At 45.6% G+C, this 23,333-nt stretch carries 19 protein-coding genes; 8 read left to right on the top strand and 11 right to left on the bottom strand.

Annotated elements, in window-relative coordinates; all coding sequences use genetic code 11:
• Positions 1–24 precede the first annotated feature (24 nt).
• Positions 25–423, bottom strand: a complete 399-nt coding sequence (locus H0S56_RS01045; protein WP_195725460.1) for an MAPEG family protein — start codon at positions 421–423, stop codon at positions 25–27.
• Between the two features lie 100 nt (positions 424–523).
• Between H0S56_RS01045 and H0S56_RS01040 the strand changes: the two genes are divergently transcribed.
• Positions 524–904 carry a hypothetical protein gene (locus tag H0S56_RS01040; RefSeq protein WP_191112173.1) on the top strand — a complete coding sequence of 127 codons (381 nt, stop codon included), beginning with the start codon at positions 524–526 and terminating at the stop codon, positions 902–904.
• Positions 905–954: 50 nt separating this feature from the next.
• Here the strand turns inward: H0S56_RS01040 and H0S56_RS01035 are convergent, their stop codons facing one another.
• The 6 genes from H0S56_RS01035 to H0S56_RS01010 all read right to left on the bottom strand — a co-directional run bounded on the left by H0S56_RS01035 (position 955) and on the right by H0S56_RS01010 (position 9,436).
• Positions 955–2,631, bottom strand: coding sequence for a long-chain-fatty-acid--CoA ligase (locus H0S56_RS01035; protein WP_004644897.1), 1,677 nt, complete (start codon positions 2,629–2,631; stop codon positions 955–957).
• Between the two features lie 150 nt (positions 2,632–2,781).
• Positions 2,782–5,001 carry a DNA topoisomerase IV subunit A gene (parC, locus tag H0S56_RS01030; RefSeq protein WP_195725459.1) on the bottom strand — a complete coding sequence of 740 codons (2,220 nt, stop codon included), beginning with the start codon at positions 4,999–5,001 and terminating at the stop codon, positions 2,782–2,784.
• Between the two features lie 164 nt (positions 5,002–5,165).
• The gene (niaP, locus tag H0S56_RS01025; protein ID WP_195725458.1) at positions 5,166–6,485 is read right to left on the bottom strand and encodes a niacin transporter NiaP; all 1,320 of its coding nucleotides are present in this window, start codon (positions 6,483–6,485) and stop codon (positions 5,166–5,168) included.
• 129 nt (positions 6,486–6,614) lie between these two features.
• The gene (locus H0S56_RS01020; RefSeq protein WP_195725457.1) at positions 6,615–7,259 is read right to left on the bottom strand and encodes a trimeric intracellular cation channel family protein; all 645 of its coding nucleotides are present in this window, start codon (positions 7,257–7,259) and stop codon (positions 6,615–6,617) included.
• A 61-nt stretch (positions 7,260–7,320) separates the two neighbouring features.
• Complete coding sequence (locus H0S56_RS01015) at positions 7,321–7,785, bottom strand: YchJ family protein (RefSeq protein ID WP_195725456.1); 465 nt, start codon at positions 7,783–7,785, stop codon at positions 7,321–7,323.
• A gap of 73 nt (positions 7,786–7,858) precedes the next feature.
• On the bottom strand, positions 7,859–9,436 hold the full coding sequence (locus tag H0S56_RS01010; RefSeq protein WP_004281028.1) for a TerC family protein: 1,578 nt from the start codon (positions 9,434–9,436) through the stop codon (positions 7,859–7,861).
• A 332-nt stretch (positions 9,437–9,768) separates the two neighbouring features.
• On the opposite strand from H0S56_RS01010, the gene H0S56_RS01005 reads away from it, so the two are divergent.
• Entirely contained in the window at positions 9,769–10,389 is a 621-nt protein-coding gene (locus H0S56_RS01005) for an LOG family protein (RefSeq protein WP_004281026.1), read from the top strand.
• 65 nt (positions 10,390–10,454) lie between these two features.
• Here H0S56_RS01005 and H0S56_RS01000 read toward each other — a convergent pair whose 3' ends face one another.
• Positions 10,455–11,429, bottom strand: a complete 975-nt coding sequence (locus H0S56_RS01000; RefSeq protein ID WP_195725455.1) for a hypothetical protein — start codon at positions 11,427–11,429, stop codon at positions 10,455–10,457.
• A 153-nt stretch (positions 11,430–11,582) separates the two neighbouring features.
• Positions 11,583–13,400: a choice-of-anchor I family protein gene (locus H0S56_RS00995; protein WP_406935369.1), complete on the bottom strand. Its 1,818-nt coding sequence runs from the start codon at positions 13,398–13,400 to the stop codon at positions 11,583–11,585.
• 178 nt (positions 13,401–13,578) lie between these two features.
• On the opposite strand from H0S56_RS00995, the gene mdtD reads away from it, so the two are divergent.
• The 6 genes from mdtD to H0S56_RS00965 all read left to right on the top strand — a co-directional run bounded on the left by mdtD (position 13,579) and on the right by H0S56_RS00965 (position 19,840).
• On the top strand, positions 13,579–14,970 hold the full coding sequence (gene mdtD, locus H0S56_RS00990; RefSeq protein WP_195725454.1) for a multidrug transporter subunit MdtD: 1,392 nt from the start codon (positions 13,579–13,581) through the stop codon (positions 14,968–14,970).
• 65 nt (positions 14,971–15,035) lie between these two features.
• Complete coding sequence (locus tag H0S56_RS00985) at positions 15,036–15,815, top strand: glycoside hydrolase family 25 protein (protein ID WP_195725453.1); 780 nt, start codon at positions 15,036–15,038, stop codon at positions 15,813–15,815.
• A 53-nt stretch (positions 15,816–15,868) separates the two neighbouring features.
• The gene (locus H0S56_RS00980; protein WP_195725452.1) at positions 15,869–16,885 is read left to right on the top strand and encodes an MBL fold metallo-hydrolase; all 1,017 of its coding nucleotides are present in this window, start codon (positions 15,869–15,871) and stop codon (positions 16,883–16,885) included.
• 20 nt (positions 16,886–16,905) lie between these two features.
• Positions 16,906–17,961, top strand: a complete 1,056-nt coding sequence (gene dinB, locus H0S56_RS00975) for a DNA polymerase IV (protein WP_195725451.1) — start codon at positions 16,906–16,908, stop codon at positions 17,959–17,961.
• Between the two features lie 222 nt (positions 17,962–18,183).
• Positions 18,184–19,494, top strand: a complete 1,311-nt coding sequence (shiA, locus tag H0S56_RS00970; RefSeq protein WP_174894107.1) for a shikimate transporter — start codon at positions 18,184–18,186, stop codon at positions 19,492–19,494.
• The gene (locus tag H0S56_RS00965) at positions 19,484–19,840 is read left to right on the top strand and encodes a RidA family protein (RefSeq protein ID WP_005101539.1); all 357 of its coding nucleotides are present in this window, start codon (positions 19,484–19,486) and stop codon (positions 19,838–19,840) included. Before shiA ends, H0S56_RS00965 begins: the two co-directional genes overlap by 11 nt.
• Positions 19,841–19,894: 54 nt before the next feature.
• Here H0S56_RS00965 and H0S56_RS00960 read toward each other — a convergent pair whose 3' ends face one another.
• Both H0S56_RS00960 and H0S56_RS00955 read right to left on the bottom strand, forming a co-directional pair.
• A complete protein-coding gene (locus tag H0S56_RS00960; RefSeq protein ID WP_004732580.1) occupies positions 19,895–20,443 on the bottom strand; it encodes a DUF2726 domain-containing protein in 549 nt (182 codons plus the stop codon).
• A gap of 398 nt (positions 20,444–20,841) precedes the next feature.
• On the bottom strand, positions 20,842–23,250 hold the full coding sequence (locus H0S56_RS00955) for a YgiQ family radical SAM protein (protein WP_004644879.1): 2,409 nt from the start codon (positions 23,248–23,250) through the stop codon (positions 20,842–20,844).
• Positions 23,251–23,333 lie beyond the last annotated feature (83 nt).

Genomic DNA, 23,333 nt, shown 5'->3' with positions numbered 1-23,333 from the left:
AAATATGTCCGCAGACCTGATGACTTAAACCAACTTGATGATCAGTAGTAATAAAGCCACCGGACATAACATCGAGAGCAACCATACAATGGAGCGTAAAGTCGCCCAGTTGGCCAAATAGCAGATTCCGTACAACACACGAAAAACCAGATAAGCTACACCAAACGTCATCACTACATTTTGCGGCACCACCATATATTCTGCCATTAAAATGGCAGCAATAAAGAGTGGCAAACTTTCAAAGCTATTCTGTTGGGCAGCATTGGCACGACTGGCCAGTCCTGAAGACTTTTCTAAAAATGCCCGTGGGTTCTGATTGTCTTTGCTGCTGAAGCCTGCTGATTTTTTTGCAATCAATGTAAATACATAAGGCAAAAGACAAGCGGCCAAAATGAGATAAATAACCCCACTAATGCTGTGCATCTGTTTTTTCTCATGAAAATTTTATCTGTATCATAGCATGGCATTTCGTGAATAAATTTTGTTAAATAGAGTGCTTTTTATTACTTGTTAAGGATTCACTATGGTCGCACCTGATCAAAATGAAATGTTCGATGTCCTCGAGAAACAACGCCAACATCAACGTCAAGTGGATCGCGTATTAAAAATTGTCCTGCCGATCGTGGCATTTTTGATGGCTGTCATTTGTGCCAATATGAATATCTGGTCGCCGATCTTCACCTTTGCCATTTTATGGATTGCCTTTTATTTCGTAGGTATCAAGCGTACGCCACTCTGGCACTGGCTGGTCGCGATTCTGGTGTATTGTTTGGTCGACAACATTCTAAGTTATGGCAGCTTTAATCAAACCGGATTTACCCGTCAGTTTGGCACCATGTTTATCTTCTTGGGAGTGGTCGGCATAGGTCGTCCGTATTTTGACCGCTGGTTAATGAAAAAATAAAAAGCCCAAATCAAAAAAAGCGCCTGACGGCGCTTTTTTTCTTGCAGGTATTAGGCTGTTTTACGTAAATCTTTACGCAGGATTTTACCTACGTTTGATTTTGGCAATTCATCCATAAACTCGACATAACGTGGACGCTTATAACCGGTCAGGTTTTCTTTAGCGAATGCTAAAACTTCTTCTGTGGTTAAAGACGGATCTTTTTTCACGACAAACAGTTTTGGCACTTCACCCGATTTTTCATCTGGCACACCAATCGCAGCCACTTCCAGTACTTTTGGATGAGTTGCTACAACTTCTTCAATTTCAGATGGATAGACGTTAAAACCAGACACTAAAATCATGTCTTTCTTACGGTCTACAATTTTCACATAACCACGTGAATCCATGACACCGATATCACCGGTACGGAAGAAGCCATTCACCATGACTTTTTCAGTTTCATCCGGACGGTTCCAATAGCCTTTCATGACCTGAGGACCACGGATTGAAATTTCACCTTGCTCACCCAGTGGAACTTCATTGCCTTCATCATCCAGAATAGCCACTTCAGTCAATGGTAATGGAATACCAATAGTGCCACTGAATTCTTCAGACGCAGGTGGGTTTGCTGTTGCCACCGGAGAAGTTTCAGACAAACCATAGCCTTCAACGATATTGGTTCCGGTAACTTTCTTCCATGCTGCTGCAGTAGAAGGAAGTACGGCCATACCGCCGCCCATCGCCATTTTCAGTTTACTATGATCAAGTTGCTTAAACTCTTCATTGTTTACCAGCGCATTGAACAGTGTATTCACTGCCGGGAAGAAAGTCGGTTGATATTTACGTAGTTCTTTCATCACCGCAGGTAAATCACGCGGGTTTGGAATCAGAACGTTCGCCTGACCTTTGTACATACCGTAAAGTGCGCATACCATGAATGCAAAGATATGATAAAGCGGCAAGGCACAGAAAATACGGTCATCTGGCTGACCATCTTGCGCACCAAATTTACTCTGGAAGATGCCGTCACACTGCAACATGTTCGCAACCAGGTTACGATGTGTCAGTTCAGCACCTTTAGATACACCCGTCGTACCACCTGTGTATTGAAGAACTGCTGTATCACTAAGGGTCAATTCAGGGCGTTTATAGTTACTTGGATTAACTTTAGATAACGCCGCATTAAATCTCACATGGCCTGGAATATCCCAAGCTGGAATTTGCTTGCGCACAGAACGCAAGACAAAATTTACCAAAGTTCCTTTCAAGGCACCCAGCATGTCACCGACAGAAGCGACCACGACATGCTTCACTGGTGTTTTACCAATAATCGCTTGATAAACAGAAGCAAAGTTTTCAATAATCACCAGTACTTCAGCACCTGAGTCATTCAATTGATGCTCAAGTTCACGCGATGTGTAGAGTGGATTCACGTTGACCAGTACCAAACCTGCGCGGAACACCCCAAGTGCCACAACCGGATACTGAAGAACGTTTGGCATCATCACTGCCACACGTGAACCTTTTGCTAACCCCAAGCTTTGTAGATAAGTTGCAAACTTACGGCTCGCCTCTTCCAATTCATTGAAAGTCATGGCCTTATCCATAAAGATAAAGGCATCACGCGAGCCGAATTTTTGGAAATTACGCTCAAAAATATCTACTAGAGAAGTATTTTCTGCTGGTAATTCTACTGTTTCTGGAATCCCTGTTTTTTGGTATTCAGCAAACCAAATTTTTTCCATAATGGCCATCTCTCCAATCATAATCCTTAGTATTTCAACTGTTTTTTTCAATATCACACGCCATTTTTAGACTTGTATATGTGCGATATTGCATCCATCTTGTTGAATCGTTGTTCATATATAACGTATTTCGCAGGATGGATGCTAGTCTTATCTTTGAATCAACAGTTTATTTGCTTTTTGATATCCACGTGGTAAAAGCTGTCCTTTTGCACCGCGCTTGCCGATATATTTGCGCAAATCATCCCCTTTTAATTTTAACTGCTGTTGTCCTGCAAGCACTTGAATTATTTCATTAAGCTTCAATAGTGTCATGGACAAAATTTGATCACCATCTTCAAGTTGTATCAATTTATTTCCTTTACCTTTGTTCAATACAGGTAATTCTGCTAAATCGACAATCAACAGACGTCCTGCTGAACTGAGCAGTGCAACATGTGTAGCATCTTCGAGCGGCTGCAGGTTCATGACCTCTGCCCCTTCAGATAAATTCAGGAAAGCTTTTCCGGCTTTGGCACTGGTATCCAGCTGCTTGGCCTGGGTTTTAAAGCCATAGCCTTTGTTGCTTGCTGCTAGAATTTCAGTTTCATCCTCTGCCACCAGAACCTGTTTAAAACCCACTCCGCTGCCTGGAGACAGTTTTGAACTGAGCGGTTCGCCCAGACCACGCGCAGACGGCAACGTATTGATGGCCAAGGCATAGCTACGCCCAGTGTCATCTAATACATAAACGCGTTGGTTGGATTTGCCCTGTGCATGACTCAAGTAGTGATCACCGGCACGGAAATTCAGATTTTCTGCATCGACTTCATGACCTTTGGCACAGCGAATCCAGCCAGCTTCTGATAACACCACTGTTACAGGATCGGCCGGCAACATTTCATTTTCATTAATTGCCGCCGCTTCAGCGCGCTGCACGATTGGCGAACGGCGATCATCACCAAATTTCTTGGCATCGTCTTTCAGTTCAGCAATGATCAGGTTTTTTAAAGATTCTGGATTGGCCAGTTGTTCACGAATTACTGCCGCTTTTGCTTCCAGTTCTTCCTGCTCACGGCGCATTTCCATTTCTTCAAGCTTGGCTAAATGACGCAATTTTAGTTCTAGAATCGCTTCGGCCTGAATCTCGTCAATATTAAAACGCTGCATCAAAACTGGTTTTGGCTGATCTTCTTCACGAATAATCTGAATCACTTCGTCAATATTGAGATAAGCAATGATCAGACCGCCGAGAATATGTAGGCGTTTTTCGATCTTGTTCAGATGATATTGCAGACGGCGTGTTACCGTGGTTTTACGGATTTCAATCCATTCCAGCAAAATACGACGAATTGATTTCACCTGTGGACGGCCATCGGCACCAATCATGTTCATATTGACACGATAACTGGATTCCAGATCGGTGGTGGCAAACAAGTGACTCATCACCGATTCGGCATCAATACGATTCGAACGCAGAACAATGACTAAACGGGTGGGATTGACATGATCTGACTCATCCCGTACATCACTGACCAGTGGCAGTTTTTTGGCCTGCATCTGATCGGCAATCTGGGTGATGATTTTGGAGCCTGAGACCTGATATGGCAGTTCGGTGATGATAATTTCGTTTTTATCGACGCTATAGACCGCACGCATGCGATAACTGCCACGACCTGTGGTTTGAATTTTTAATAGTTCAGCAGGTGGGGTGATAATTTCGGCTTTGGTCGGCAAATCTGGCGCAGGAATATATTCTGCGATTTTTTCATCGGTCAGGTTCGGATTACGAATCAGCGCAATCGTACCTTTAACTACTTCACGCAGGTTATGTGGTGGAATGTCAGTGGCCATACCGACTGCAATGCCAGTGGTACCATTCAGCAAAATATTCGGTACACGTGCCGGCAAGTTCACCGGTTCTTTCATCGAACCATCAAAGTTGTCCTGCCATTCACAGGTGCCCTGACCCAGCTCAGACAGTAATAGTTCACTGTACTGGGAAAGCTTGGCTTCGGTATAACGCATCGCTGCGAAAGACTTCGGATCATCCGGTGAACCCCAGTTGCCCTGTCCCTCAATAAACGGATAGCGGTAACTAAATGGCTGCGCCATTAATACCATGGCTTCATAGCAAGCCGAGTCACCATGCGGATGGTATTTACCGAGTACGTCACCGACAGTACGTGCCGATTTCTTTGGTTTGCTGGTCCATTTCAGACCCAGCTCACTCATGGCATAAACAATCCGGCGCTGTACCGGTTTCAGGCCATCGCTAATATGAGGGAGTGCCCGATCCATAATCACGTACATGGCGTAATTCAGATAAGCTTGTTCGGTAAATTCTGCTACGGAGCGGTTTTCTGTCGCATGATGCGCAAGGCTTGTCATAACAACCTATAGTCCTAAATAATTCGTTTTTGTATCAATGTTTCTTATGCTAAGTCGTGGCTGTAGATGACACAAGGGCATCAAATCGTTCAGCGCGACAATTTGTGTCTTATGGCCTAAAAATATCCACTTTATAGGCCCTAAGCAACTAAAAATTCATTCCTTTATAAGCCCATCGATTCCAGGGTCTTGCCTTTGGTTTCTTCACCCAAGACCAGAATCACAATCGCGACAGCGACCAAAACTGCCGTAAACATGGTAAAGACATAGCTGAAACCGTTTGGCATGCCCATCAGATGGGTTACTGCAAAAGGTGCCGCGATACCGCCAATCCGGCCTACTGCACCAGCCCAGCCTGAACCAAAGGCACGGATATTGGTCGGATATTGTTCCGGGGTATAAGTGTAGAGCACGCCCCAGGCACCCAGATTAAAGAAGGACATCAGACAGCCCCAAATCACGATTTCAGTAACACTACCCGACTGGCCAAAGAAATAGGCCGAGATCGCGCACATACCGATAAAGCCGGCCAGAGTCGGCTTACGACCCAGCTTTTCGACCAGCCATGCCGCCACCAGATAACCGGGCAACTGCGCCAGAATCATAACCAGCACATATTCAAAAGACTGGACAATGCTATAGCCTTCTTTGACCAGTAAACTTGGCAACCAGGTAAAGATGCCATAATAGGAAAAGATAATACCGAACCAGATCAGCCAGAGCATAAGCGTACGGCGCGCAAAGATACCCGACCATAACTGGGAAAATGAAATATTCTGCTTCTCTGCGACCGGTTTCACTTCAAAAATTTCATAGACTTGAACGCCACATTGACGCTCAATCTTTTTCACCAGTGCCGAAGCTTCCTCTATACGGCCACGGTTAATCAGGAAAGGAATAGATTCCGGCACCATTTTCCAGATCACGATGGCATACAGCGCAGGCAGGCCACCAATCATGAAAGCGGTTTGCCAGCCAAAATCTGGAATGATAAAGCGCGATACTAGCGCCGCGACCAGCCAGCCCAGCCCCCAAAAACTTTCCAGCAAGACAATAAAACGGCCACGTACATGCGCAGGAATATATTCACTGACCAGCGTTACGGCCACGGGTAGCTGACCACCCAAGCCTAGACCAACGATAAAACGGAATACCAGCAGCCAGGTCAGATTCGGTGCAAAAGCACAGGCCGCCGTGGCCAGGCTATAAATGACCAGAGTCGCAGCAAAGACTGTTTTACGGCCAAAACGGTCTGCCAGACCACCTGAACAAATCGCCCCGATCGCCATGCCGACAAAACCGATCGACACTACCCAGCTTTTTTGATCGGCAGTCATCTGCCAGTCTTCAGCCATTTTGGCCAGGATAAAGGAAATCAATCCGGTATCCATCGCATCAAACATCCAGCCCAGTCCAATCACCACCAGCAAGGTGTAGTGAAACCTACCAATCGGTAAGCGTTGTATGCGAGAAACTAAATCCATAACAAAAATCTCTGATCAGGTGGAACGGGAGATGCTGCTTTCTCAACAGGTGGGCTGCTTTATATTTTTTATACTACGAATTGAGTTGAATACGGCTATTTTTATTGCCGCACTTCATACATTTAAAAATTAAGATTCGTCTTTGGAAGATGCCGAGTGCTCATCATCATCTTTATAAATGAATTTTGGCATTTCCAGACCAAAATAGATGGCGATCAGACGTAAGCTAAAACCAAAGATCAGGGTAGACAGAATGGTCAGATCCTGCGAAAAGCCGTAGTGACTACAGAGCCAGTAAAAGATCACTGAAACAAAGGCAATACTGGCATACAGTTCACGGCGGAACACCAGCGGTACGTCATTACATAAAATATCACGCAAAATCCCGCCAGACACACCGGTCAAGACACCCGCAACGGCGCTGACCACAAAACCATGTCCCATTTCCAGGGCAATCTGACAGCCAATAATGGTAAAGCCAATGAGCCCCAAGGCATCCAGTACCAGGAAGACATTACGTAACTGTCGCATCCATTTGGCAATCAGGATGGTGACGAAGGCGGCGCAACAGGTCAGCACCAGATATTCGGGATGTTTGACCCAAGTCAAGGGATAATGTCCGAGCAGAACATCACGGACCGAACCACCGCCCAGTGCCGTGACACAGGCAATAATCATCACGCCAAACCAGTCCATGCTGCGCCGGCCAGCGGACAGTGCCCCGGTCATGGCTTCAGCGGTAATTGCAATAATATAGATGACGGTCAGTAACATCGCCCTGCTTCCACCTGAGGCTATGAGATGGCGGCTATTCTAAGCTAAATCTGTGTGAAAGTTATAAGAATCCGCCACAACATTGCTTAAATTTTTTCCCCGAACCACAAATGCAGGCCTGTTTCATGGTGATGTTATGGTCTGTAGTCGGATCCAGAAAATACCAGCGACCTTCAAACTTCACAAAATGCGAAGCTTCATGATGCACCTGTGCCTGCTTGCCATCATGATAATGTGCCTTAAACTCGACCAAGGCATGATTTTTATCTAGTTTTTCATTGGCTTGAACAATTTCAAGCTTTAACCATTGATTGGCTTTACTCCATTCACTAATTGCCTGCAGGTCCAGCGCTTGTTGCTGACCCAGCGCAGTCGTGGTTTTGATGTAATCGATTTCATGCTTGGCGAAGGCACTGTAACGGGAACGCATGAGTTGCTGTGCAGTCTCTGCGACCTTTTGCCCTACATGCAGTGGCTGACAACAACTGTGATATTCGCCTTGTCCACATGGACATGCTTCTGACATTTCAGTTCCATAAAAATAGCCCGACAATGCGGGCTATTTTAGCAAACTTTACAGGCCAAACATTGGCTAGAATCTAGTCCTGTGCAGGAAGCTGCGGAATGATATGCACTTTATCGATCTTATGACCGTCCATCGTCACGACCTCAAAGATATGCCCATCTGCTTCAAACTTTTCACCGCTATGTGGTAAACGTGCCATATGGAACAATACATAACCAGATAAAGTCGAATATTCTTCGGTTTCATTGACCAGATCACGATCCAGCAGCAAGGAAACATGACGAATATCGGTGGAACCATCCAGAATCAGGCTGCCATCTTCCAGGCTTTCCGCGGCGGCTTGCAACTCATCTTCATCCGGGAATTCACCGGCAATTGCTTCAAGAATATCAATTGGGGTGGCAATCCCTTCAATTGAACCATATTCATTCAGGACAATTGCCATCTGCAATGGAGCCTGACGCAACTGTTCCATCACCATCAAGACCTGGGCATTTTCATGCACAATCACCGGTTCACGTAAGTGCTTTTCAAAATCCAGCACCCCGGTTTCAATGTATTCGTTGAGGACTTTATGGGTCAGTACCACACCGGCAATATTATCCAGTTCACCCCGGGCGATAATCAGACGCGAGTGGCTCATCTGCAATAACTGTTCTTTGATACTGTCAGCGTCATTGTCCAGATCAATCCATTCCAGTTCAGGACGTGGCGTCATTACCGACTTGACCGGACGTTCAGACAGACCCAGTACCCCCTGCACCATGACACTATGATAGATGCCATTGTCATCATTAAAGACTTCATCGGCAAAGGCACGCGTGGCCAGAACATCTTCCGGTTCAGACGAGTCATTGTCCTGAGCAGGTTTACCACCCAGCATCCGCATTACGGCAGAAGCAGTACGGTAGCGCATGTCGGTGGTGGTCACCATTTTTTCCTGATTGCGTTTCATGGTCTGGTTAATAAATTCTACAATGACTGAGAAACCAATCGCAGCATATAAATAACCTTTCGGAATATGGAAACCAAAGCCCTCTACGACCAGCGAAAAACCAATCATCATCAGGAAGCCCAGACACAGAATCACCACGGTCGGATGCCTGTTGACGAAATCCATCAGGGCTTTGGATGCCCAGAGCATAATCCCGATAGCAATAATCACGGCAATCATCATCACTGACAGGTCTTTGACCATACCAACCGCAGTAATCACGCTGTCTAATGAGAAAACGGCATCCAGCACCACGATCTGCACAATCACCATCCAGAATACAGCATGGACCGGATTTTCTTCTTTGATGACCGGTTTGGCTTCCAGACGCTCATGCAGTTCCATGGTGCCTTTAAACAGTAGGAACACCCCACCAAACAATAGAATCAGATCTCGACCCGAGAAAGCATGATCAAAGATGTGGAACAGTGGATCAGTCAGAGTGACCACCCAGGCAATCGAGGCCAGCAAGATCAAACGCATCAGTAGGGCCAGCATTAAACCGACAATCCGCGCGGTATTACGTTGTTCTGGTGGCAGCTTCTCCGCCAAAATGGCAATGAAAACCAGATTGTCGATCCCGAGTACAATCTCAAGAACAATTAACGTGAGTAAACCGACCCAGGCTGAAGGGTCTGACATCCATTCAAAGATCATACGCTTGGCTCCTGAAGCTCAGGACTACAGCATGGAATCACCTGACGCTGTGACACAGCAAAACAGAATTTTTTATATTGAATAAGATCAATTATTTGGCGTAGATTTATAAAGTTAAACGGCCAACTACCACTACCCATCGTCGTTCTATTGTTGTGAAACCAATTTTCAGTATATCAAGATCAATTTGAAATTCACCTGTTTTCATAGCTGTTTATCGATGAATTTTGCTGAGCCCTATTGCAGTGAAAATGTCCCTGCTCACAGAATTGTCATATTTGTTAATTAAGCTATAGTCACAAGAAAGAAAAATGATAAGGTGAAGAAAATAAATGCAAAGCGTAATTCAAATGACAGATTATTTTAAAGAAAACTCCCCAAAAACAACACGCCCTCTAGTGGCTCTCTATTGTGGTTCACGTGCAGGCAACAAACCGGTTTATTTAGAAAAAGCTATTCATCTCTCGCAAGGACTGGCAGAACATGGTTTCGGACTGGTCTATGGTGGTGCCAGTATTGGCCTGATGGGACAGGTCGCGGATGCCATGATCCAGCATGGCGGTGAAGCTGTAGGGGTGATTCCTGAATTTATGCTGGATTATGAAATTGCCCATAACCAGCTCACCGAATTACATGTGGTGACCAGCATGCATCAACGCAAGGCTATGATGGCCGAGCGGGCCTGTGCCTTTGTGGCATTACCGGGTGGACTGGGCACGTTTGAGGAAATTCTGGAAATTGCCACTTGGGGTCAGCTAAACCAGCACCAGAAACCGATGATGCTCTATAACGTGAATGGCTTCTATGATGCCTTGATTGCGCAGCTGGACCGCGCCGTTGAAGATGGTTTTTTACCGCCACAGCATCGTGCCAAACTGATCATTTGTGAACACGAAGAAGAAATTTATACGACTTTAACCAATTTAGGCCATCCGCAAAGATTTGTAGTCTAAGCTTCTCAAGCAATAAAAAAGCGAGCACCTGGCTCGCTTTTTTATTGGATTTTTAATATCAGGACTTATTGACCATAATTCGTCACAAACTCATAAAACATCGGCAAAGTCGTTGCCAGAATGACCGACATGGCCAGACCGAACATCAGTTTCATGGCATCTGCACTGACATTGCGTGACGTACGATGTTTGTTGACTTCATCCAGAATCATCGACATGGCAAATTCACGACCTGCAAGTAATCCCAGGAATACCCAAGTGGTACTCATTGGAATATTGCTCCACTCTTTGAAGATCAACAGGATAATGGCATACAGGAAGTCGATAATCGTCGCAGCACGAATGTCGGTCACACCGGTTTTGGTATCGACAATTTTCTGGATGGCCCCACCACGTTGATACAGAATCACGCCCAGCAACACTACGAATACCGCAATCGCAAACATCAGGAATTCAAACGGTACCTGACGCGGCACATACACGAAGATGTTAGCCAGATCCTGAATCAGCCATTGACTCCACAGGAAACCGGTAGAAACCCACTGCAAGCCCATCCAGACCTTGGAGTGCTCCTGATGACGTGTCTTGGCAAAATGCCGTGCCAGCTGCTTGACCACAAAACGATAGATGACAATCGCTACAATAAAGGCGACGGCATAGCCCATCATCGATTTGACCATCATCGAGCCTAAGCTGGCGGGAGAGAAAATCGTAAGCACCAGGAAAGTGGTACTGACTGGAATCCCGTATCTGGTCAGTAGTAACAGGAGAATTGGCGGCACAATATACAGCCAGGTAATACCACCTTCAGGGAAAGGAATCGTTTCTAAACGACCGTATGAGGCATCACCCACCCCAGATGCATACCAACCATAGACCAATACGACAATTAAAATTGAGCTGATATAAATCCACAACACCCACCATGGGCGATGTGAATTCGAAGAAATAAATGTCCCTAGGGTTTGAGGTACATCATTTCCGACAATAGAGTAAGCGGCCAAACAGAAGCCGATCACCATCAAAATCTCGATTGTCATAAAAACAAACCTATACGCGAGGAGATTTCAGCATTGCTGAAAAGTTGGCCCAAGATTATGACGGTTTTATTTCATTTTAATGACAAAAATGTCATATATGCGGTCACCTTACAAAAAAGAGCACCGAAGTGCCCTGAATTTAAAAGCTTTTGACTACTTGAGATTTACTTGATAAATCGTGGTACTGCCACTGACTTCATGGCCGACCACCAAGAGTGGTTTCTTATTCGGGGAGTCTTTTGCAGGAATAAATACCAAACCTTCCGGTCCTAAATCACCGGCTTGTCCTATTTCAATCTGCTCTGTGGTCGCTTTAAAATCACGTGAATTGATATATTGCACGAAGATTGGTGATGCAGGTGTAGACACATCATAGACCATGATGCCACCGACACGCTCCAGCCCAATAAAGGCAAAGGTTTTTTGACCAATCTGCCCCAAGGTCACCCCTTCAGGTTCCGGCCCTTTATTGTCACTGCGATTATCCAGTCCGGCTTCTTCATGATTAAAGTTGAAAATCTCAGGATGATGTTTGGCAATATACTGCTCAAACTGACCGCCCGAATCCCATACCAGTTCTAAACCGGTCTGCTGATCATTTTCCACCCAGATACTGACCGAGCGTGTACCAAAGCTATATAAATGATCATAGACCAGATTGCCCCGTTCATTCAGTTTGGCTGTACCATCGGCATTTTTTTGATAGCCTTCGGTCCACGTAATATTTAAACGGCCCAACAGATGATCTTCACGGCAGTCTTTGGCATCCCCTACAATAGCACCGCAGTAGGCAAAGTTAGTTGGATTGAGTTCTGCACCTTTGGCCAATACCCGAAGATGAGCTGGTAAATCATCACCCAGACGGCGGTCAAAGCCTTTAGCATGCACCAAGTGTTTCACCCGCCATTCTTCTACAAAGCCTTGGCTTGTATCGTTATTGAAATATGCAGGATTGTTTTCATCCCAGGCACGGGCATCGCCTTCATTGGCAGACACAATATAGGTTTTACCCGCGACCTCGAAACTTGCAATCGCATCTGGCATATATAAGCCACGGACATTGGCCCAAGTTTGAATATCGATTTTGCCTTTACCCTCGACACCATCCGCATCGCTGACATCCATACCATGACCCTTCATGCCATGATCTTTAAAGCCAAATGGATAAACAGCGAGCACCTTGGCAGAAGCCACATCAATTTTGGCCAAGGCATTGTTTTCCTGTAAGGCAACCCAAGCAGTTTTTCCATCTTTTGAAACAGTGATGTACTCAGGTTCAAAATCCTGAGCTGTGCTGGCCTTTGGTCCGAAAATGCGGATGCCCTGTTCACGCAATGCTGCTTCCCATCCATTAAAGGCCTTAAAGTCTGCTGTACGAACGATCGGGGCTTTTAAATTGGCCAGACTAATGACAGACACTGAACCTTCTGGATCGACCTGATAATCATCAGAAGGCTCGCCTTCATTGGCCACCAGCAAGCTTTGACCATCCGGTGTGAAAGTCAACATGTCCGGCAAGGCACCCACCTGTACGTGGGCCAGCTTACTCAGGTCTTTGGCCTGATATAAGGCCACATAGCCAGGATCGGTTTTCACAGCAGCCTGAATCGCAATGGCGACAATGCCATTATGTACCGCGACACTGTTGACCTCAGCCTCTGGCGCAATGTCATCGACCGTGATAGATGTTATTTTTTTCGGTTGATCAGGTCGACTTAAATCCAGTACATCCAATACGCCTTCTTTGGCATTGACCACGAATAGGCGTTGACTCTCGGCATCAAAGGCCGGAATTTCTGCTGCACTTTGCGCAAACATACCCGATTCATAAGCAGCTAATTTGCTTAACTCGATCGAGTTCGGTGTAGCCTCGACGATTGGAACCGGTGTTTCATTTTCATTCTCACTTCCACATGCCACCATCCCCACAGCCAGCATGGCCACTATCAAAGACTTTAATTTTAATTTCATTTTTTTGTTGATCTATCATGAAGAATTCGTGACCAATTTATAACCAGAGCATTGCAGTGCCATGACAGATCGGTTGCAGTTCCTTGACACAACACTGCTATAAAAGTTGAAACGCTTTATATACGACAGACTCGGCTGATTCCTTTAAACTATTCAAAATTTTCAGTTTTCCAGAATTATGAATGCCACGCCTACGCATCAAGCCTTAGATCCCGAGTTTAGATTGTTGGTCTTGTTGGTCTCGATTGGCTTTTTCATGCAGGGGCTGGATACCACCATTATTAATACCGCCTTACCTGCAATTGCCCAAAATTTGCAGGAAGATCCGCTACGCATGCACAGTGTGGTCGTGGCTTATGTGCTGTCTGTGGCGGCCTGCATTCCCTTAAGTGGCTGGCTGGCAGACCGGTTCGGGGTCAGAAATACCTATTTTGCTGCGATTATTATTTTCTCTTTGGCCTCTTTGGGCTGTGCCTGGTCAAGTAGCCTGAATGAATTATTGGTGTACCGGATCTTTCAAGGGATCGGTGGTGCGTTATTGCTGCCGGTCGGCCGTTTGGCGATGCTGAAGATCATTCCCCGTACCCAATTTCTGGCCGCCATGAGTCTGATGAGTCTGGCCGGTCTGATTGGTCCGTTGATTGGCCCGACCCTAGGTGGCTGGATGGTCGAATATCTGTCCTGGCACTGGATTTTCCTGATCAATCTGCCGATTGGCTTGCTGGGCGCACTGATTACCTTTAAGGCCATGCCGAATGTACTTGAACCTACAGTCGCCCATTTTGATTATTGGGGCTTTATCTTGCTGGTCGTGGCCATGGTGGGCCTCTGTCTCGGAATTGAAAATTTTGCCAGTCCACACAACTCGCTGTGGTGGAGCCTCAGCCTGATTCTGGCCGGTTTATTGGCCACCCTGATTTATGCCTATCATTCACATACGCATAGCAACGCGCTGTTTCGCAGCCAGCTGTTTAAAAATAAAATTTATGCGATTGGCATTTTGGGTAATTTCTTTGCCCGTCTCGGCGGCAACTCGATTCCATTTTTATTGCCTCTGATGTTGCAAGTCGCATTCGGTTTTGAACCTTTTATTACCGGTTTATTGATGATTCCGACTGTGCTCGGTTCGCTGGCCTCCAAACCGATTATCCGCAACATCATTCAGCGTTTTGGCTATCGTCGGGTCTTGCTGGTCAATACTTTGCTGGTGGGTCTGTGTATTGCCAGTTTTGCCCTGACCACGGCGGAAACCCCAATCTGGCTCCGTGCGATTCATTTCTTTATCTTCGGCATTTTAAATTCACTGCAATTCGTGTCGATGAATACCCTGACCTTAAAGGACTTAAGCCAGCAGGATGCCAGTAGCGGCAACAGTTTCCTGTCGATGATCATGATGCTGTCGATGAGTATCGGGGTGGCACTGGCAGGGACACTGGTGAACATGCTGAGTGCCTATTACGGCGCCGACAATCTGGTGGCTGCTTTTCATGTGTCACTGATCTGTTTAGGCTGTATCAATATTATTGCGGCCTATATTTTCTGGCATATTCCTAAAAACACCCCGGTTTGATGCGATCTATTCACTTTGAGCTAATTGTAAGTTTTAGGCTAAATCACATATAGACAAGGACTGAAATGCAAAAAAATCAGGCTCCGAACAGAGTTAATAAATCGCTCTTGATTGGGCTGGGCATTCTGATCACTGTGATCACTAGCGCCATGGTTTATCTCTGCCTGATGAAAGCACCCTCTGCCCATGCGGCCGATTATCCAATCCAGGGTTTTGATGTATCGCACCATCAGAAAGAAATTCAGTGGCAGCAGATTTCGCCTGAAAAATACCGTTTTGTTTATCTGAAAGCCACTGAAGGCGGCGACTTTAAAGATACCCGTTTTCAGGAAAATTGGTTGAAAGCACGTGAACGCGGCTTTTTGGTCGGTGCCTATCATTTCTACCGGCTCTGCCGCGATGGCAGCATTCAAGCCCAGAATTTTATTGACTCCGTACCCAATAAACCGGATGCCTTACCGCCAGTAATTGATCTGGAATATGACAGTAAATGCATCAATAGCTATTCTAAAGAGCAGCTTTTAAACGAAATTCAGGTGATGCACGATGCCCTGAAAAAGCATTATGGCAAGCAGCCGATTTTCTATATTTCTAAAGCTTTTTATAATATTGTACTGGCAGGACACTTTCCTAACGTACCACTCTGGGTACGTGAATACAAAGGTCTGCCTGATTTAAAAGATCAGCCTAAATGGGCGTTTTGGCAACATACCAGTCAGGGGAAAATTCCCGGTATTACCACACCGGTAGACCTGAATGTTTTTTATGGCTCAGAACAGCAATGGCTGGATTTTCTCAAAAAGAATGCGATTGTAGTACCTTCATCTGAGAATAAAGCGAAATAAAGCTGATCGCCTGAAAACAAGTTCTTTATAAAAACAACAAGGAAATAAAAAGATTGAAATGGATAAAAGGCATTTTACTCGGTCTGGTGATTCTACTCCTACTCATCGCGGGTATGCTGGCTTATCTGTTGCAAGCTTCGGGCAAGGTTAGTGACTTTAAAGCGTGGCAGCCGCAAACCGGTATATCCGTTCACGGGCTTACAGTCAAATTTTTTGGTGTGTCCATCCTGTTACTCGATGATGGCCACGATCAGATCCTGATCGATGGTTTCTTTAGCCGGCCATCTTTGCGGCAAGTAATTACTCGACCTATTCAAAGTGATAAGCTGCTCTTAGAACAACTGGTACAATGCCATGAATTGAGCCGAACCCAAGCCATTCTGGTCAGTCATTCTCATTATGATCATGTTCTGGATGTCCCGGCTTTACTAGAGATGCTTCCCGAAACTGCTGTGGTCGGTTCGCAAAGCACCCTGAATATCGCCCGGGCAAATCCCAAAGTTACTCCACAGCAATTACAGCCGATTAAGCCTGGGCAAGTACAGCAATGGGGGCATTTCCAGATCACTGCAATTCCCTCACAACATACCCCGCCCACAGTGGTAAATGATGATTTAGGCAAAGAGCTGCTACAGCCTTTAACCCTTCCGGCCAAATTTTCCGAATTTAAAGAAGGCGGCAGTTTCGATTACCTGATTGAGCATGCGAGATATAAAATTCTGGTCAAGGCCAGTACCGGATTTATCCCGGATCAATTTAAAAACCTACAGGTCGATACTTTATTTTTAGGCATTGCCCAGCTTTCCAGACAATCTTCTGCCTATCAGCAACAATATCTAGCTGAAACCCTGAACATGCTCAAGCCCAAAGTGGTGATTCCAATGCATTGGGATGATTTTTTTCAGCCTTTAAACCAGCCGCTGCAATTTTTACCTCGTCTTGCCGATGACACCCCAAAAAGTTTGCAACTTCTGATTCAGGCTGCCGAGGCACAAGGAACAAAAGTCGTTCTTCTCAGCGGACCGCAGCCCTATTTACTCAACTCAGCCTTCGCTTCCCAATCCGATTAAAGCCCCTTAAGATAGCGGATATGCGCAAAATTATTCATATTGATATGGATGCGTTTTATGCCTCGGTAGAGCTGCGTGAACGTCCAGAACTGAAAGACTTACCTGTGGTGATAGCCTCGCATCATCCTCGGGCGGTGGTCGCGGCTGCCTCCTATCCGGCACGGTTTTATGGCCTGCGTTCTGCCATGTCCATGGGGCAGGCGCGCAAACTGTGTCCTCAAGTTATCGTGATTGAGCCAGATTTTGCCAAATACCGGCAGGTATCGGCACAGATTCATCAGATCTTCCAACAATATACTTCCCTGATTGAACCACTGTCTCTGGATGAAGCCTTTCTGGATGTCACGGAGAATTTACAGCAGATTCCCAGTGCCACCGAAGTCGCCATGCGGATTCGCGAGGATATTTTTCAAGCGACCGGACTGACTGCTTCTGCCGGTGTGGCACCCAATAAATTTCTCGCTAAAATTGCTTCGGACTGGCACAAACCGAATGGCATCTGTGTAATTAAACCTTCGCAGGTACAGCGTTTTATCCAGGATCTGCCGCTGAAAAAAATTCCCGGCGTGGGAAAAGTCACTCAGGAAAAACTGAAAAGTCTGAATCTAGAAACTTTAGGCGATTTACAGCAAATTGATGAAGCCTTACTGATTCAACATTTTGGCAAATATGGCCGGCGGCTGTTTTTGTACGCTCAAGGTATTGATGAACGACCGGTCGAAGTAGAACGGGAACGCCAGCAAATTTCCAAAGAAACCACTTTTGATGATGACCTGCATCTGAACCAATGTCGCCCCTATTGGGAACCTTTACTTGGACAAGTATGGCAAAGTCTGCAAAAGAAACAGCTTTCGGCTCGCGGCGTTACGGTCAAATTAAAACTCAAGAACTTTCAGGTGATGCAACACAGTAAAAGTTTTAAACAGGTGCTGCGTAGCCCACAGGAATTAGCCCAAGCCTTGGACTTACTGCTCGACGACCTGCATATTGCCCCGCAGATGCAATTCCGGCTGATCGGTGTTGGCGTGTATCAGCTCAGCGTCCCCGAGACTGAAACCCAGTTATTGCTGCTCTAAACCTTTTTTGATCACGTTTTAGGCATCAGTTTAAAAATACGGCAACTTTGTTTTTACATTTTGATTTTTTAGAGTACTCTATCTGCGCAATGCATTATCCATGTATGTGCTGAGATGCTGAAAATCACCTTTACTTTCAGCATGCTGTCCTGTGATTAGCGTGACGATCAAATCCGAATATTACAGGGCAACTCTGATGTAACTCATGGAATCCCCTCCTGCATGTCTTCTGTAAATTCTTCTATTGTTCAAGAACAACGCGCACGTAAAGCTGCGCTATCTAGTTTTGTTGGTGCTGTTGTCGATTGGTATGATTTTCTCCTTTACGGCATTGTTGCAGCCTTAATTTTTAAAGATCAGTTTTTCCCTAGTATTGGCGAGAACATGGGCACCCTGGCGGCACTAGCCACCTTTGGGGTCGGCTTCCTGTTTCGTCCTTTAGGCGGTGTGGTATTTGGTCACTTTGGTGACAAGCTCGGCCGTAAAAAAATGCTGGTACTCACGGTAATCCTGATGGGAATTTCCACGGTCGGGATTGGTCTACTGCCAAATTTCGAGGCAATTGGCTGGTGGGCTCCGGTGCTGTTGGTGTTTTGTCGAGCCTTGCAAGGCTTTGCTGTCGGTGGTGAATGGGGCGGCGCAGCTCTGATGGCAGTTGAAAATGCACCCAAGGGTAAAAAAGCCTTTTATAGCAGTGGCGTTCAGGTCGGCTATGGTGTTGGCTTGGTATTGGCCACCGGTGCAGTGTCGATTATTATTGCGACACTGGGTGAAGAAGCCTTTGCCGAGTGGGCATGGCGTATTCCCTTTCTGGCCAGTATCGTATTGTTAGCTGTAGCGATGTGGATTCGCCGTGATCAGGATGAATCACAAGAGTTTGTAGAAAAGGTGGTGAAAGCAGATCATCAGCCAGAAAAGCTGCCGATCTTGCAGGCCATCAGTAAACACCCTAAAGCTTTCTTCTATATCATTGCTTTACGCTTGACCGAATTGCTAACCATGTATCTGGTCACCAATTTCGCCTTGAACTATTCGACCAGTAATCTGGGCATGGACAAACAGTTCTTCCTGAATATTACCTTGATGGTCGGGGCCATCAGCTGCTTCAGTATTCCCTTCTTTGCCTGGCTGGCAGATAAATTTAATCATCAGAAAATGTGTGTCTGGGGTGGTTTGATTGGTGCGCTTTCAGCTTTTCCCTTCTTTATGGCGCTCGATGCACAAAACACCTGGATGATCATTATGGGGGCAATTTTACTGGCGAACGTTGCCCATGATATGGTGGTCAGTGTCCATCAGCCGATTTTCACCTCATTGTTTGGCACCGAATACCGCTACAGCGGTGCCGGAGTTGGCTATCAGGTGGCGAGTATCATTGGTGGTGGTTTTACCCCATTTATTGCAGCGGCACTGGTGATTTGGGCAGATGGTTCATGGCATTATGTAGCCATCTATCTGGCGGTGGGTTGTCTGCTGACTGCATTGGTCGCAGCCCTGATGCCCAAAACTCAGGATGAACAACATGACAGTTGAACGTTTACACGTATCGAAACGCTTTTCGGAAATTGCCATTGCCGGTAATCTGGTGCATCTTGCCGGCCAGCTGGCCACAGATGTTGAACTGGATATTAAAGGGCAAACCCAACAGACTTTAGATATTATTGACCAGTTTCTGGCAGATGCCGGCACAGACAAAAGTCACATCATGTCGGTAACCATCTATTTGAAAGACATTGAAAAAGATTATGCAGCCTTCAATGAAGTCTGGGATGCCTGGGTCGCTGATATCGAAGCGCTGCCTCGTACCTGTGTAGAAGCAAAACTCTATGATCCACGGGTATTGGTCGAACTGACTGTCGTGGCGGTTAAACCGGAATAATGTTTCAAGATCGGTACTCATAAAAAAAGCATGCTTCTGGCATGCTTTTTTGTTTTAGCCCACAGCTTTGATTTTACTGCGCTCTAAATCCGAATATAAATAATATTTTTTCAGATCATTGCTAACTGTATATTTGGGCATTTTCTGCATTTGCGCTTGCTCCTGCAAGAAGTCCTGGCGCAACTGATAATATTCCGGCACATCATCGTAACGAATTACCCGATAACCTGCCATGGTTAGTAATGCATCCTGAAAACCCGTCTGCTGGGGACGCTTTAAGATTAAGGGATCATCTACTCCCACCACGGCCAGAATCTGGTGCTGCTGATCCAGAATTACAAAATCTGCAGTCAGGTTGCGGTACTTATGTCGAGTCCGGTTAAATTTAGTCGTCATTAAGGCATCATAGGAAACATGTGCCAAAATGATGTATTCAGGTAATACTTCCCTCAAACGGGTGAAGGTCAATTGCTCATTCAGGTTAAAAATAGCACGTTGCTTTAACGCACTGTCTTGTGGTTTGGAATTATTTCCGAGCTTTTTCCATGCCATGAGCACGACACAGAAGAGCAGGAAACTCCCAATCATAATATAGGTGGTCATGCCTAAATCCTTGAATTCTTATAATCATTTTTGTTTTATTGTTGTGCAGTATAAACCCACGCTTTATTTTAAATAGAGCTAACAACTAATCTGTTTAAATACCCATACAACTGGTATCAAAACTCGATTCTGTGTTACCTAAAGTGACATCTCTCTGGATGCCAATGAAAGTGGATTTAAAGTACTGATAATGCACTCTAAAACATCCATGGAATTGATCACAATACATATCTGCCCAACTGTAGGACAATTCCGACAAAGTGTTATTTTTATATCACTTTTTTAAAGAACTTAATGCAAATAATATATTCTTTTACACTTTCAACGAACAAGCTCAGGCTACGTTACTTTACCCAAGAGCTAAAAAAAGACACCGAAGTGTCTTTTTATTAACTTAATTATGCACGTGATTTGGGCTTCGCTTTAGGCTTTGGCCCACCAAACGGTTTTTTGGCATCGCCTGTTTCACGCGGCGGCAAACCTGTGTGCTGGGTCAGAATTTGCCCACGTTCAGGACGCTTCTTGGTATTTGAAGGACGAGACTGAGCTTGTGCAGCCTTGCTACGATTCCCTTGCTCACCAGTACGTTTTTGCGAATCACCGGCAACCGTCGAGTTTTTCTTACGCGCCGATTGATACTGACCGTCTGCACTGCCTACAGGCTGATAAGTCGGAATCAAATGCTGTTTCGAGTTACCAATCAAATCCTGACGACCCATTTCTTTCAGGGCTTCACGCAATAACGGCCAGTTGTTTGAATCATGATAACGCAAGAAAGCTTTGTGCAAACGACGACGCTTCTCACCTTTCACAATGTCGACATTTTCAGTATAACGCGCCACTTTCGCCAGCGGGTTTTTACCAGTGTAGTACATGGTAGTTGCAGTCGCCATTGGTGAAGGATAGAAGGTCTGTACCTGATCGGCACGGAAACCATTCTTCTTCAACCAAATCGCTAAATTCATCATGTCGTAATCGGTAGTTCCCGGATGCGCCGCGATGAAGTAAGGAATTAAGTATTGTTCCTTGCCTGCTTCCTTACTATAACGATCAAACATTTGCTTGAAGCGGTCATAAGTCCCAATACCCGGCTTCATCATTTTATTGAGTGGGCCTTTTTCGGTATGTTCAGGCGCAATTTTTAAGTAACCACCGACATGATGGGTGACAAGTTCTTTGACATATTCAGGGTTTAAAACCGCAAGGTCATAACGTAGGCCTGAACCAATCAGAATCTTTTTAATGCCTGGTAAAGAACGCGCTTTACGGTATAACTGCGTCAATGGAGCATGATCCGTATGCAAATTCTGACAAACGCCCGGGAATACACATGACGGTTTACGACAGTTCTTTTCAATCTCAGGATCTTTACAGGCCAAACGATACATATTGGCTGTTGGGCCACCCAAGTCCGAGATAATACCCGTGAAGCCCGGTGCGGTATCACGGATTTTTTCCACTTCACGCAGAATCGATTCTTCAGAACGGTTCTGAATAATACGACCTTCATGTTCCGTAATTGAACAGAAGGTACAACCACCGAAACAGCCACGCATGATATTCACAGAGAACTTGATCATGTCGAATGCCGGGAAACGTGCATTGCCATAAGCAGGATGCGGCAGACGTGCATAAGGCAGGTCAAACACATAGTCCATTTCTTCGGTAGTCAACGGAATTGGCGGTGCATTCAACCAGACATCACGTTCACCATGCTTTTGCACCATGGCACGCGCATTCCCCGGATTGGTTTCCAGATGCAGAATACGGTTGGCATGTGCGTAGAGCACTGGATCTGCAGCCACTTCTTCAAAAGCAGGCAAACGAATTACGGCCAATTCGCGCGGCGGTAACTTATGTTTAATCGCTTTAGAAGCCGGTTGCAGTTGCACAATTTGTGTATCAGGATCTAAGTCATCCCCTGCTCGCACAATCGGGTTAGCGACATGTTCTTTTTGAAAACCTTGGTACTGGCTAGAATCCTTGCCTTGTTCAATCTCACAACCCTCGATATCTTCAGTCATGACATACGGGTTAATAATTGGATCAACACGGCCAATGGCATCGACATCATTCGATGCAATTTCCACAAACTTGGCTTTAGAGGCACGGTTGTGTTTATTCACAATAAACGCTGTACCGCGAACATCAGTAATCTCGTGAATTTTCTCGCCACGCGCCAAGCGATGCATGATTTCAGTGATTGAGCGTTCGCCATTACCGTACATTAAAAGATCGGCTTTTGAATCCATCAAGACTGAACGACGGACTTTGTCTGACCAGTAATCATAATGTGCAATACGACGTAACGACGCTTCAATACCGCCGAGCAATACTGGTACATCCGGATAAGCTTCACGAACACGCTGGCAATACACAGTTGCCGCACGGTCTGGACGTTTGTTTGGCTGATTGTCTGGTGAATAGGCATCATCAGAACGGATTTTACGGTCAGCCGTATAACGGTTGATCATGGAATCCATATTCCCTGCTGTTACACCCCAGGCAATATTTGGTTTACCCAAAACGCGGAACGCATCCACGCTGGTCCAGTCTGGCTGTGCAATAATACCGACACGGAAGCCTTGTGCTTCCAGGGTACGGCCAATAATGCCTGAACAGAAAGATGGATGATCGATATAAGCATCACCACAAACTAAAATAAAATCACAGCTGTCCCAGCCGAGTTGATCCATTTCCTCGCGTGACATCGGCAAAAATGGCGCAGGGTCAAAACAAGACGCCCAATATTTGTCGTAATCAAACAACGCTTTTGGCGCAGTCTGCATGGTATAAGCAGTAGACATGGCTAGCAATTCTCGGCTGGCAGATGATAGGAGATCTAAAAATAAGATCAAAGATGAAAGCCGATTATTTTACCATGAATCGG

It is taken from the genome of Acinetobacter lwoffii (assembly GCF_015602705.1).
Taxonomy (GTDB): Bacteria; Pseudomonadota; Gammaproteobacteria; order Pseudomonadales; family Moraxellaceae; genus Acinetobacter; species Acinetobacter lwoffii_E.
The sequence above is the reverse complement of the archived record's forward strand: the minus strand, read 5'-3'. Positions and strand labels throughout refer to the sequence as shown.